The following is a 13,055-nucleotide window of genomic DNA, read 5'->3' on the forward strand; positions in this document are numbered from 1 at the left end:
CCCGGCGACAGAAGGAAAAAGAAATGGCATTGGCAGATTTGCTCCATCAGGATGCGATCATTCCCGCCCTCAGAGTAAATTCCAAGAAACAGTTGCTTCAGGAATTGGCTGCAAGAGCCGCCAGGATCACCGGGCTTTCCGAGCGGGAGATCTTCGACGTCATCCTGCAGCGCGAACGCCTGGGCTCCACCGGCGTCGGCAACGGTATCGCCATTCCCCACGGCAAGCTGGTCAACATCCATTCGATCGTCGGCATCTTCGCCCGGCTGGAGCAGCCGGTCGATTTCGAGGCGCTGGATGACCAGCCTGTCGATCTCGTATTCCTGCTGCTGGCGCCGGAGGGCGCGGGCGCCGACCATCTCAAGGCTCTGTCGCGTATCGCCCGCGTCCTGCGTGATCACGATCTGGTCGCCAAGCTCCGCGCAACCGATTCCGCCTCGGCGATCTATGCCTTCCTCAACGAAGAGCAGACGTCGAACGCTGCCTAAGCCGTATCGATGCTCGCTGACATGTGAAAAGGCGCCGGGTTCCCCAGGCGCCTTTTTCAGGATGAGCGGCTGAAACGATCAGAATTCTTCCCAGCTGTCCTGGGCGACGGCCGCCGAACCGCGCGACGGGGCGGCTGCGTGGCGAACCGCAGGCGCGGCCACCCGATGCGAAGAGGCCGCGGCAACAGGGGCACGCATCCTTTGCGCGACGGAGGCGAGTGCGGCGGAGTTACCCCCCGAGACGCTGAAGCGGGTGGCGAGCGTCTTCAGCGTCTGCGCTTCGTCATTGAGGACCATGCTGGCGGCGGTCGCTTCCTCCACCATGGCCGCATTCTGCTGCGTCACCTGGTCCATCTGGTTCATGGCCTGGTTGATTTCCTTCAGGCCGACAGCCTGTTCGCTGGCCGATGCCGAGATTTGCCGGATGAGGTCGTTGATGCCCATCACCTGTTCGGCGATCTTGTGCAGCGTGCCGCCGGCGCGCCCGACGAGATCGACGCCTTCCTTGACCTGGACGGCCGAGGTGTTGATCAGCGTCTTGATTTCCTTGGCGGCATTGGCCGACCGTTGCGCGAGCTCGCGCACCTCCTGGGCGACGACGGCAAAACCCTTGCCGGCCTCTCCGGCACGCGCGGCCTCGACGCCGGCATTGAGTGCCAGGAGGTTGGTCTGGAAGGCGATCTCGTCGATGACGCCGATGATCCGCGAAACCTCCGTCGAAGACTGTTCGATCCCTTGCATCGAGGCAATCGCCTTCTGCACCACTTCGCCGGATTTTTCCGCATCCTGGCAGGCGAGGTTGACGTTGTCGGCAGCCGTGCGCGCATTCTCGGCGCTGGAATCGACCTGCGCGGTGAGCTCGTTGAGCGCGGCCGCCGTCTCTTCCAGGCTTGCCGCCTGCTGTTCGGTGCGCTTGGCGAGGTCGGAAGCGCTGCTGCTGATCTCACCGGTGCCGGAGCCGATATTGGCGACGCTGAGGTTCATCGTGTTGATGGTCTCTTCCAGGCTTGCCAGGGCGGCGTTGAAATCCTGTTTCAGCTTGCCGTATTCGCCGGGGAAGTCGTCGGTGATGCGGTGAGCGAGATTGCCCTGCGACAGCTCGGAAAGGCCGGCGCCGACGATCGAAACGATATGGCGCTGCAGCGATAACGATTCCTGGCGTTCCGATTCCGAGCGGCCGCGCTCGGCTTCCGCAGCCTGACGCTCTCGGGCCGCCTCGTCCTCAAGGCGCCGGCTGTCGGCGAGCTTGAAGCGGAAACCTTCGAGCGCCTTGGCGACCGAGCCGATTTCGTCGCTGCGCTCCTGGGCGGCGACCGGTTCGGCATATTGGCCGTCGCTGAGCGCCTTGACGCTGGCGACGAGACCGCCGAGCGGCCGCTGCACGAAAGAGCGGACGGCGAAATAGAGCGCCAGCATGACCGCGCCGAGCACGATCAGGCCATTGACGATCATCATGTAGGTCTGGTCCTTCACCGGGGCGTTGATCGCCGTGTGCGGGACGTCGACGAGCACGACCCAGGTGGCGTTAACGCCGGGAACCGCGAAGGGATAGACGACGCGGTCGAAGGGAGCGAGGCCGTCATAGGTGAGGTTGCTGACGAGGCCGGGCTGCTTGCTCGACAGCGCCGTCTTGACGATGTCGGCGCCTTCGCCGCTATATTCCTTGGTCATCAGGTCGGGGATCGGCGCGACGATCCAGTTGCCGGCCTGCGACAGCAGCGTGACGCGGCCCGAGCCGAAAGGATGCAGCGCCTGCAGCTTGTCGGTGAGCGACTTCAGCGAAATGTCGACGCCGGCGACGCCGATCATCTTGCCACCCGACATGACCGGATAGGCGATCGAGGTCAGCAGCGTCGGAACATCCGTTCCTTCGGCCATATAGGGCGTCGTGATCGCGCCCTTGCCGCTGTCGGCGGCGAGCTTCCACCATTCGGCGGTATAGTCATTGTCGAAGGTCGAATACTGGATGCCGCCATCCTTGGTCTTCGACCAGTAGGGCGTGAAGGCGCCGTTCTTGTTCGTGCCTTCGTCATTATTGTTGGCGATCTCGGTGGTCTTGCCATCCAGCGCGCCGAGCTGCTCGCAGAACCAGCTGCCGAAGGCGAAGGCGTTCTGTTCGAGATTGGCCTTCAGCACGTTGATCATGCCCTTGCGATCGAGCGACTTGCCTTCATGGCCGCGGCCGACGACGCCCGACATGGTGCGCGCGGCGCTGGCGAGTTCGCCGACATTGGCGGCGATTTCATTGGCGATCGATTTTGCCTCGAGGTTGGCCTGATCCATCGTCAGGATCTGGACCCGATCCCGGGTCTGACCGATGAGGAAAAAATTCGAAACGATGAGAACAAGCGCGATGGCGATGCCGGTGATGACGATGAGTTTCGCCGCAAGCGATTTCATTCGAAAAATGAACATGAGGTCCTCGGACAAGGATGCGCCGAACGGGCATTCTCCGGCGCAGGAGCGAAGGCATCGCCCCGTCATGGAGCCGCCGCGTGGTTGCCGATTCCTGAAAGCGCGAGGAACCTGCGACCGCGGGCAACATCGCCAGAGATCTCTTAAATTTGAATGAAACTTGCTTGATCAAGGCAAGGAAAACCGCCGGAACACCCTGAATTACCGGGGGTTTTGCCGGCGGCTTCGCAAAGGGACGCTTCCTATATTCTGTCTGCGACTTCCTCGCTCCAGGGGATCGAAGGTTGCGCGCCGGCCTTCAGGCACGCGAGCGAACCGGCGACGGCCGCACGGCGCAGCGCCGAGGCAAAATCGAGGCCGTCGTCGAGGCTGGCAGTGAAATAGCCGCAGAAGGTATCTCCCGCGCCGACAGTATCGACGGGTTCGATCTTGAGGCCCTGTGCCCGTGAAATTGCCCCGTCGCGAATGGCGATGACGCCATCGCCGCCGAGCGTCACGATCAGCGTCTGGCCCGTCTCCGCATGCAGGCGGGTAAGGGCGGCCTCGCGCGCTTCAGCGTCCATGCCCTCCTGGCCGGCCAGCCGCTCGAACTCGGTCTCGTTGGCAATGACGATATCGGCGAGCCGGCCGAGTTGGGCCGCATCGGGGATGAGCGGCGCAAGGTTGAGGATGCTGGTGACGCCCTTGGCGCGGGCTGCCGACAGCGCGCGTTCGACGGCGGCCGCCGGCACTTCGAGCTGCAGCATCAGGAGATCGCCTTCGTTCATGCGGCCGACCGCTTTCTCGGCATCGGCAGGCGTGACCAGGCCGTTGGCGCCGGGAACGACGGCAATCATGTTTTCGCCGTCGCCGCCGACAAGGATCAGCGCCGTGCCCGTGGGGCCGTCGACATGCTTGACGAGAGAAAGGTCGGTGCCGGCATCATCGAGCAGGGCCAGCGCATCCGCGGCGAAGCCATCCTTGCCGACTGCGCCGGCCATGTGCACATAGCGGCCGGCGCGGCGCGCTGCCAGCGCCTGGTTGGCGCCCTTGCCGCCGGCGGCCGTGGCAAAGCCGTTGCCGGCCACCGTCTCGCCGGGCTTCGGCAGGCGCTCGGTCGTGGCGATGAGATCCATGTTGATGGACCCGAAAACTGTGATCATCAGGGTGTCCCGTCTTTTGGAGCCTGCAAGTGACGTCATGGCGAAAACTAGGCGCGGTTTTCGGACGGCGTCATGCTCCTGCTGTTTCATGCGGGCGAGACACTGCCCGAAGCGGTCACTCCTCGTCAACCACCCGGAGCTTCAGAAGACCGGTGCGGCTTTCCACCGATTTGGCCGCGGCTTCGCTGTCGCGGGCAGGCTTTGCCTCGCCGCCGCCCGCCTCGAATTCCAGCGCTTCGATCCTGGCGCCGCGCTTGGTGAGCTTGTCGGCTGACGTGACCACCATGTCGATATCCTTCTGCGCCATGGCGAAATGGCCCTGCAGCTTGCGCACCCGCTCGTCGAGCCGGCCGAGATCGTCCATCAGTATCGCCACCTCGCCCTGGATCAGATGCGCCTGCGCCCGCATGCGCTGGTCCTTGAGAACGGCCTGGATGACCTGGATCGACAGCATCAGCAGCGACGGCGAGACAATGACGATGCGCGCCCGGTGCGCCTTCTGCACCACGGCCTCGAAGTGCTCGTGGATCTCGGCGAAGATCGATTCCGACGGCACGAAGAGAAAGGCCGTATCCTGGGTTTCGCCCTGGATCAGATATTTCTCGGAAATGTCCCGGATATGGATCTCCATGTCGCGGCGGAACTGCTGGCCGGCGATCTTGCCGGCCTCGGGGCTGCCGGCGTCGCGGATCGCGTTCCAGGCTTCGAGCGGAAATTTCGCGTCGATGACAAGCGGCGGCGCGTCGTTCGGCATGCGGATCGTGCAGTCCGGCCGTGAGCCGTTGGAGAGCGTCTGCTGGAAGGTGTAGGCGCCCATCGGCAGGCCGTCGGCGACGATCGTTTCCATCCTCGACTGCCCGAAGGCGCCGCGCGTCTGCTTGTTGGACAGAATGGCCTGCAGCCCGACGACATCCTTGGCGAGGCTCTGGATATTGTTCTGCGCCGCATCGATGACCGCCAGCCGCTCCTGCAGCCGCCGCAGGTTCTCATGCGTCGATTTCGTCTGTTCGGTGATCGTCGAGCTGACGCGCTGCGACATGCCGTCGAGGCGTTGGCTGATCGTCTGGTTGAGTTCGCTCTGCCGCGCGCCGAAGACCTCGGTCATCGCCGCGATGCGGCCCTGCATCTCCGCCTGGATCTTCAAAAGCTCGGCCATGCGCGCTTCGGTTTCCCCGGCGCGGAAGCTCGCCTCCTCGGCCTGTTCGCGGCGAAGGTTGGCGCCGCGCAGCAGAAGCACGATCACCAGCAGGACGAGGGCGGCGAGAACCCCGCCGCCAAGCGCCAGCATGGCCGGACTGATCGAGGCAAGGGAAAGGGCGAGCGATTCGGAATGGACGGTCATACCGCGAGCATAACAGAAGACACGGCAATATATAGATCAAAACGTGAACAGAATTGCCGGCCCTTACGATCTTCACAGGCTGCTGCTCTTCCCAGCTGATGAAGAAGAAATCGCCGGCCGATTTAACGATTGCTCAACCATATTCGCCAAAACCTGTGGCGCAGAAATTCCTTCCCGCGCCTTGCGCCAAGTACAGAGACCCTCCATGACATCCCAGCAGACCGACAGTGCCCTCAGGCAGCGCCTCGATTTCATCGAACTGGATGAGGCGGCGCGCAGGTCGATGCGGGATCTGCGCCCCGTCATATCGGAACTGATCGGCGGCGCCCTCGATAAATTCTACGCCAAGATCGCCAGGACCCCTGCGGTCGCAGGCTTTTTCGCCGATAAGAACCACGTCGGCCATGCCAAGAAGCGCCAGCAGGATCATTGGGCCAATCTTGCCGGCGGTGCATTCGACGAGAGCTATGTCGACGGGGTCACGGCGGTCGGGCGGACGCATGCCCGCATCGGGCTGGAGCCGCGCTGGTATATTGGCGGTTACGCCATCGTCATGTCCGAACTCGTCAAGGGCATCATGGAGAAACAGTGGCCGTCGGTCTTCGCGCGCCGGCAAGGCAAGCAGCTGGCCGAGAAGCTGTCGGCCGTCATCAAGGCCGGCATGCTCGACATGGATTATTCCATCTCGGTCTATCTCGAGACGCTCGAAGCCAAGCGCCGGGCCCTGGAAGAGGAGCGCACCCGGGCCGAATCCGACCAGGCAGTCGCGCTGGAACAGCTGCGCCGCGGCTTGGAAGCGCTGTCGCGCGGCGATCTCGAAGCCACCCTGCCGTCCGACCTGCCGGGCAATTTCAGGCAGATGGCCGAGGATTACAACCGCGCCGTCAGGGCGCTAAGCCAGTCCTTCGCCTCCGTGCGCGAGACCTCCGGCCATATCATGAGCGGCGCCGACGTCATTGCCGATGCGACCAACGATCTGGCGCTGCGCACCGCCCAGCAGGCGGCCGGTGTCGAGGAGAGCTCGGCGGCGCTGCAGCAGCTTTCCGTCAGCGTCGGCCAGACGGCCGCCAATGCCGAGAAGGCTTCGGCCGCCGTACGCGAGACGCAAGAGAAGGCGAAGAATTCCGGTGAGCTCGTCACCAGCGCCGTTTCGGCGATGGCCGGCATCGAGAAATCCTCGACCGGGATCTCCAAGATCATCGGCGTCATCGACGAGATCGCCTTCCAGACCAACCTCTTGGCGCTGAACGCCGGTGTCGAGGCAGCCCGTGCCGGTGATGCCGGCAAGGGTTTTGCCGTCGTCGCCCAGGAGGTCCGCCAGCTCGCCCAGCGCACGGCGGATGCGGCCAAGGAGGTCAAGAACCTGATCTCGCAGAGCTCGACCCAGGTCAATCAGGGCGTCGGCATCGTCTCCAGCACCGGCGAGGCGCTGAACGACATGATCAGTCGTATCGACATCATCAACCGTTTCGTCGCCGATATCGCCGCCGCCGCCCGCGATCAGGCGACCGGCGTCAACGAGGTCAGCGTGGCGGTCCGCAACATGGGGGCGATCACCCAGCAGAATTCGGACATGGTCGAGCACTCCTCAGCCGAAACCCGCCGCCTCAAGGACGAGGTGGAGAAGCTGATCGAGCTGCTGCGGCGCTTCCGCGCCCGGCCGGAGGGGCATTCCGCCCTCGCTGCCCGCCGGGCGGCCTGAGGAGAATATGGCAAAATTCCAGGCGGGGATGGAAAAAAGCGTATTCCCCGCCTGCCGGATAATTCCATAGTCGGAAAAGATGGGTTATGGGAACGCCATGACCATCAAGCCACTCATCATTCTTCCCGATCCTATTCTCCGCCAGCTGTCCAAGCCGATCGAGCGGGTGGATGCCGACCTGCAGCGTCTCGCCGACGACATGCTGGAAACCATGTATGACGCACCGGGCATCGGCCTTGCCGCAGTCCAGATCGGCGTGCCGCGCCGCATGCTCGTCATCGACGTCTCGCGCGAGGGCGAGGAAAAGCAGCCGCAGGTCTTCATCAATCCGGAGATCGTCACATCGTCCGACGAGCGCTCCGTCTATGAGGAAGGCTGCCTGTCGATTCCGGATTATTATGCCGAGGTCGAGCGCCCGGCCGTTGTCTCGGTCAAATATCTCGACCGCAACGGCAAGGAACAGACGGTCGAAGCCGATGGCCTGCTCGCCACCTGCCTGCAGCACGAGATCGACCACCTGAACGGCGTGCTCTTCATCGATCACATCTCGCGGCTGAAGCGGGAGATGGTCATCAAGAAGTTCACCAAGGCGGCGAAGTCCAAGGCGCTCTGAGCAGCACGTTGAAAACTTATCGGCAAAGCACTATGATATCAGTGATATCATGATGGAGGCGCCGCATGGGTGATTTTCTGATCAGGAATATTTCCGATGCGATGAAGCGAGACATTGCGGAATCGGCGCAGCGGAGCGGAAACAGCCTTTCTGACGAGGCCAAGGAACTTTTGCGGGAAGCGCTGAAAAGGAAAAACGAAGCAAAGCCCGAGACTTTGTCGGCCTATGAAGCAATACGCGCCGCTTTTGTCAGCGAAAACGCAGTGTGCGATGAATTTGCTGCAATCATGGACGAAATCGAGGCCGCGCGGAAAAAGGATTTCGGCCGGCCGTTCGAGGATTTCGAATGATCGTTCTCGATACCAATGTGGTTTCCGAGTTCGCCAGGCCATATCCAAGTGAAAAGGTGAAGGCTTGGATATTCCGGCAGGATAGCTCGCGAATCTGGTTTTGCACGGTCGGCTTGATGGAGCAGATTTATGGAGCCGAAAGGGTTTTCTTGAAGACCGGATCGGACCGCTTCTTCCGGGCTATCCAGAATTTGGTAAAAGGCCAATTTCGTGACCGCATCGTTGGCTGGGATTTGGAAACGGCTATAGTGACTGGTCGCTTGCGGGCGAAACGCGAAAGCATCGGGCGGCCGATTTCGGTCCAGGACGCCATGATCGCCGCTATCTGCCTTGCCAACGGTGCGACGCTCGCCACCCGCAATGTCAAAGATTTCGAGGGGCTTGATCTCAAGCTCGTAAACCCGTTTGAAGACGGCTGATCCTCAATTGGCGAGATAGAATGTCTCTTCGCATCATCTTCATGGGAACCCCCGAGTTCTCGGTTCCGACCCTGCGCCTGCTCGTCGATGCCGGCCACCGGATCGTTGCGGTCTATACCCAGCCGCCGCGGCCGGGCGGGCGGCGCGGGCTCGATCTGCAGAAATCGCCGGTGCATCAGGCAGCCGAATTGCTCGGTCTGCCGGTTTTCATCCCGGTCAATTTCAAGGACCCCGAGGAGCGCGAGAGGTTTCGCGCCCTCAATGCCGATGTCGGCGTCGTCGTTGCCTACGGATTGTTGCTGCCGGAGGCGATTCTGAACGGCACGAGGGATGGCTGCTACAACGGCCATGCCTCGCTGCTGCCGCGCTGGCGAGGGGCTGCACCCATCCAGCGGGCGATCATGGCGGGCGATGCAAAGACCGGCATGATGGTGATGAAGATGGACAAGGGTCTCGATACCGGCGCCGTGGCGCTGACCCGCGAAGTCGAGATCGGCCCGAACATGACGGCTGGCGAGCTGCACGACCGGCTGATGCTCGTGGGCGCCAAGGCGATGGCGGAAGCCATGGTGAAACTCGAGATGAACGAACTGCCGCTGACGCCGCAGCCGGAAGAGGGCGTGCTCTATGCCGCCAAGATCGACAAGGCCGAGACCCGCATCGATTTCGCCAGAAACGCCAGGGACGTGCACAATCATATCCGCGGCCTGGCGCCGTTTCCGGGCGCCTGGTTCGAGCTTGCGATCGGCGGCAAGCCGGAGCGGGTGAAGGTGCTGGCCTCCGAGCTGGCCGAAGGGCAAGGCGCATCAGGCGAATTGCTGACGGACGATCTCGTCGTCGCCTGCGGTTCGGGCGCGGTGCGGCTGACCAGGCTGCAGAAGGCCGGCGGCAAGCCGCTGGCCGCGGCCGATTTCTTGAGAGGCACGCCGCTTGCGGCCGGCACGAGGCTTAGCTGATGCCGCGTTTCCGCATGACCGTCGAATATGACGGCGGCCCCTATGTCGGCTGGCAACGCCAGGAAAATGGTCCCTCGGTGCAGGGCGCGATCGAAGCGGCGGTGCTGTCGCTGACCGGCGAGACGGTGTCGGTGCGCGGCGCCGGCCGCACCGATTCCGGCGTCCATGCGATGGGCCAGGTCATCCATGCCGATCTTTCGAAGGACTGGTCGCCCTACAAGCTGCAGAATGCCTTGAACGCGCATCTGCGGCTGGCCGGCGAGCGCGTCTCCATTCTCGACGTCGAGGCGGTTCCCGAATTCTTCGATGCTCGGTTCTCGGCGCTGCGGCGCCATTATCTCTACCGCATCGTCAGCCGCCGGGCGCCGCTGGCGCTCGACGCCGGCAAGGCCTGGTGGGTGCCGAAGGGGCTCGACCACGAGGTCATGCATACCGCCGCTCAGAGGCTGGTCGGCCGGCACGATTTCTCCACCTTCCGCTCGGCCCATTGCCAGGCAAACAGCCCGGTGCGCACGCTCGACCGGCTGGATGTGACCCGCAATGGCGAATTGATCGAGATCCGCGCCACGGCGCAGAGTTTCCTCCACAACCAGATCCGTTCCTTCGCCGGCACGCTGAAGCTTGCCGGCGAAGGCAAATGGACGCCCGACGATGTCGAGGCGGCGCTTCAGGCGCGTGATCGCAAGGCCTGCGGCCCGGTGGCGCCGCCCGACGGGCTCTATTTCATGCAGGTGGATTATCCCGACGTCATCATCGACCGCCGCCGGCAGGTCAGCGATACCGATGATGATGCCGATCTTTCGTAGGCCTGATCAGGCGGGATAGATGCCGAGGAAGTGCTGAAGATATTCCGAAAGGATCATCGATGGCACCAGCAGCACCAGCGTCATCGCCCCGACCATCAGCGCGTGACCGTGGCAGATCATCCGCAGAATGCGCGCCAGTGCGAAGACCTGCGCCAGCATGAAGGCCAGCAGCAGCAGCGAGACGAGGCCGACGGAGCCGGGCAGGAAGACCACCATCGCCAGCAGCAGCCCGTTGATGTAGGAGAGCGGCACGCCGAGCCAGTTGACGCTGACGACGACGGGGGCAAAACGCTCGCCCATGCGGAAAGCAAGCAAGAGCAGCCCGGCAAAGACCAATGGCACGAACCAGTTGGCGATCTCGACGAGGCCGAGCCTGAGATAGAAGGCAACATCGACATCGGTTTCCGGCGGCATCGACCGCAGGAAGGCCTGCCGCCACCAGAGCCAGGAAATCCCCATCGGCGGCAGGCACCAGGCTATTGCCCAGAACGAGCGGTTGACGCCGCGCTCGGACATGTCGAGGTAGCGGAAGCCGCGCGGATCCAGCCGGATCAGCAACCAGAGGCCGGCCAGATAATATTGAACTTCTCTAAAGCCCGGCATTGGCGAACCAGCGGGCGATGAAGGTCTCGTAGATCGCCGTCAGCATCTCCAGATCGGCGACCGCGACGCGCTCGTCGACCATGTGCATCGTCTGGCCGACGAGGCCGAATTCGACGACCGGGCAATAATCCTTGATGAAGCGCGCATCCGATGTGCCGCCGGTGGTCGAAAGCTTCGGCGACTGGCAGGCAACGCTTTCGACGGCCGAGGACAGCGAGGCGATCAGCGCATTGTTGCGCGTCAGGAAGACATGGCTCGGCCGGTCGGCCCAGACGATGTCGTATTTCACCGGTTGGCGGCCCGGTCGCAGCGCCCCGTCCCCGGCGGCGGCTTCCAGCCGGCGCAGGATTTCGGCCCGCAGCGTCTCGACCGTCCAGCTGTCGTTGAAGCGGATATTGAAGCTCGCCGACGCCTTGGCGGGAATGACGTTGGTCGCCGGATTGCCGACATCGACCGTGGTCACCTCGAGGTTCGACGGCTGGAAGTCGTCGGTGCCGCCATCGAAGGCCGGATCCATCAGTGCCTGCGTCAGCTGCAGCATGCCGCGCACCGGATTGTCGGCAAGATGCGGATAGGCGGCATGGCCCTGGACGCCATGCACGGTGATCTTGCCCGACAGCGAGCCGCGCCGGCCGATCTTGATCATGTCGCCGAGCCTGTCCGGATTGGTCGGCTCGCCGACCAGGCAGGCATCCCAGCGCTCGCCGCGTTCGGCGGCCCATTGCAGCAGCTTGACCGTGCCGTTGATCGCCGGCCCTTCTTCGTCGCCGGTGATCAGGAAGGAGATCGAGCCGGCCGGCGGCCCGTTTTTCTCGATATGACGGGCGACGGCGGCGACGAAACAGGCGATGCCGCCCTTCATGTCGACGGCGCCGCGGCCGAAAAGCTCGCCTTTCGAAATCTCGGCGGCAAAGGGCGGATGCGTCCAGGCGGCTTCGTCGCCGACCGGCACGACATCGGTATGGCCGGCAAACATCAGATGCGGGCCGTCCTTGCCGAGGCGGGCATAGAGGTTTTCGATATCGGCTGTTCCCTCTTCGCTCGCCTTCACCTTGTCGACGGCAAAGCCGAGCGGCGCAAGCATAGCCTCCAGCGCCGTGAGCGCGCCGCCTTCGGCGGGCGTCACGGAAGGGCAGCGAATCAGCGTCTGGAGATTGGCGACGGGATCGGTAGCGGTCATGGCGGTCGAACTATCCGGCGGGAATGGCAAAGACATGGCAAGGCAGGGCTGCCTCGCGTAAAAAGACGCCGTCTGTTTACCGGATCAATGTCCCGGTGTCATCAATCTCTGAGCAGCTCGTTGATGCCGGTCTTCGAGCGGGTCTGTTCATCGACGCGCTTGACGATGACGGCGCAGTAGAGATGCGGCGCCGGCTTGCCGTTGCCCATCGTCGCATTGCCTGACGGCATCGAGCCGGCGACGACGACGGAATAGGGCGGCACTTCGCCGTAGGTCACCTCGCCAGTGGCGCGATCGACGATCTTGGTCGACTTGCCGATATAGACACCCATGCCGAGCACCGAGCCTTCGCGGATGATGCAGCCTTCGACCACTTCCGAACGGGCGCCGATGAAGCAATTGTCCTCGATGATCGTCGGGCCGGCCTGCATCGGTTCCAGGACGCCGCCGATGCCGACGCCGCCGGAGAGATGCACATGCTTGCCGATCTGCGCGCAGGAACCGACCGTCGCCCAGGTGTCGACCATCGTGCCTTCGCCGACATAGGCGCCGAGATTGACGAAGGAGGGCATCAGGATCGCATTCGGGGCGATATAGGCCGAGCGGCGCACGACGCAGTTCGGCACGGCGCGGAAGCCGGCGGCGCGGAAATGATTCTCGCCCCAGCCTTCGAATTTCGAAGGAACCTTGTCCCACCAGGTGGAATTGCCCGAGCCGCCCTTGACCACTTCCATGTCGTTGAGGCGGAAGGACAAGAGCACGGCCTTCTTCAGCCACTGATTGACCGTCCAGGCGCCGTCGGCACCGCGCGTCGCGACACGGACCGTGCCGGCATCGAGCAGATTGAGTGCTGTCTCGACCGCATCGCGAACCTCGCCCTTCGTCGACATGTTCACATTGTCGCGATTGTCGAAGGCGGCTTCGATGGTCTTTTCGAGGGATGCGAGGTCGGTGGCGCTCATGAGAATTCCTTAAACTTCGATCTTTATCGTGGAGACGGCGAAGTCTCCGGAATTGCGGTTGGCGGGGGTCAATCCTG

The 13,055-nt window shown here is 63.3% G+C and carries 13 protein-coding genes; 7 read left to right on the top strand and 6 right to left on the bottom strand.

Features of this window, described 5'->3' with window-relative positions; all coding sequences use genetic code 11:
- Positions 1-23 precede the first annotated feature (23 nt).
- Positions 24-488, top strand: coding sequence for a PTS IIA-like nitrogen regulatory protein PtsN (gene ptsN / locus FHT79_RS16420; protein WP_003570770.1), 465 nt, complete (start codon positions 24-26; stop codon positions 486-488).
- A gap of 78 nt (positions 489-566) precedes the next feature.
- On the opposite strand, the gene FHT79_RS16425 is transcribed toward ptsN, so the two are convergent.
- The 3 genes from FHT79_RS16425 to FHT79_RS16435 form a co-directional block, all read right to left on the bottom strand.
- Positions 567-2,903, bottom strand: a complete 2,337-nt coding sequence (locus FHT79_RS16425) for a methyl-accepting chemotaxis protein (RefSeq protein ID WP_183903702.1) — start codon at positions 2,901-2,903, stop codon at positions 567-569.
- A gap of 242 nt (positions 2,904-3,145) precedes the next feature.
- Entirely contained in the window at positions 3,146-4,045 is a 900-nt protein-coding gene (locus FHT79_RS16430) for a ribokinase (RefSeq protein WP_025554389.1), read from the bottom strand.
- A 115-nt stretch (positions 4,046-4,160) separates the two neighbouring features.
- Positions 4,161-5,387 (bottom strand): DNA recombination protein RmuC, encoded by a 1,227-nt coding sequence (locus FHT79_RS16435; RefSeq protein WP_183903703.1) that lies wholly within the window; start codon positions 5,385-5,387, stop codon positions 4,161-4,163.
- A gap of 205 nt (positions 5,388-5,592) precedes the next feature.
- Between FHT79_RS16435 and FHT79_RS16440 the strand changes: the two genes are divergently transcribed.
- The 6 genes from FHT79_RS16440 (at position 5,593) to truA (ending at position 10,233) form a co-directional block, all read left to right on the top strand.
- Positions 5,593-7,089, top strand: coding sequence for a globin-coupled sensor protein (locus tag FHT79_RS16440; RefSeq protein ID WP_183903704.1), 1,497 nt, complete (start codon positions 5,593-5,595; stop codon positions 7,087-7,089).
- 97 nt (positions 7,090-7,186) lie between these two features.
- The gene (gene def, locus FHT79_RS16445; protein ID WP_025554647.1) at positions 7,187-7,702 is read left to right on the top strand and encodes a peptide deformylase; all 516 of its coding nucleotides are present in this window, start codon (positions 7,187-7,189) and stop codon (positions 7,700-7,702) included.
- Between the two features lie 65 nt (positions 7,703-7,767).
- The gene (locus FHT79_RS16450; protein ID WP_183903705.1) at positions 7,768-8,052 is read left to right on the top strand and encodes a plasmid stabilization protein; all 285 of its coding nucleotides are present in this window, start codon (positions 7,768-7,770) and stop codon (positions 8,050-8,052) included.
- Complete coding sequence (locus FHT79_RS16455; protein WP_183903706.1) at positions 8,049-8,471, top strand: type II toxin-antitoxin system VapC family toxin; 423 nt, start codon at positions 8,049-8,051, stop codon at positions 8,469-8,471. Before FHT79_RS16450 ends, FHT79_RS16455 begins: the two co-directional genes overlap by 4 nt.
- A 20-nt stretch (positions 8,472-8,491) precedes the next feature.
- Positions 8,492-9,427, top strand: a complete 936-nt coding sequence (fmt, locus tag FHT79_RS16460; RefSeq protein WP_183903707.1) for a methionyl-tRNA formyltransferase — start codon at positions 8,492-8,494, stop codon at positions 9,425-9,427.
- Positions 9,427-10,233, top strand: a complete 807-nt coding sequence (truA, locus tag FHT79_RS16465) for a tRNA pseudouridine(38-40) synthase TruA (RefSeq protein ID WP_183903708.1) — start codon at positions 9,427-9,429, stop codon at positions 10,231-10,233. The genes fmt and truA overlap by 1 nt, the downstream gene beginning before the upstream one ends.
- 6 nt (positions 10,234-10,239) lie before the next feature.
- On the opposite strand, the gene FHT79_RS16470 is transcribed toward truA, so the two are convergent.
- The 3 genes from FHT79_RS16470 to dapD form a co-directional block, all read right to left on the bottom strand.
- Complete coding sequence (locus tag FHT79_RS16470) at positions 10,240-10,836, bottom strand: hypothetical protein (RefSeq protein ID WP_047617155.1); 597 nt, start codon at positions 10,834-10,836, stop codon at positions 10,240-10,242.
- Positions 10,823-12,016 carry a succinyl-diaminopimelate desuccinylase gene (dapE, locus tag FHT79_RS16475; RefSeq protein WP_183903709.1) on the bottom strand — a complete coding sequence of 398 codons (1,194 nt, stop codon included), beginning with the start codon at positions 12,014-12,016 and terminating at the stop codon, positions 10,823-10,825. The genes FHT79_RS16470 and dapE overlap by 14 nt, the downstream gene beginning before the upstream one ends.
- Positions 12,017-12,117: 101 nt before the next feature.
- Positions 12,118-12,978, bottom strand: coding sequence for a 2,3,4,5-tetrahydropyridine-2,6-dicarboxylate N-succinyltransferase (gene dapD / locus FHT79_RS16480; protein WP_048338222.1), 861 nt, complete (start codon positions 12,976-12,978; stop codon positions 12,118-12,120).
- Between the last annotated feature and the right edge of the window lie 77 nt (positions 12,979-13,055).

It is taken from the genome of Rhizobium sp. BK212, from assembly GCF_014197475.1.
Classification (GTDB): domain Bacteria; phylum Pseudomonadota; class Alphaproteobacteria; order Rhizobiales; family Rhizobiaceae; genus Rhizobium; species Rhizobium anhuiense.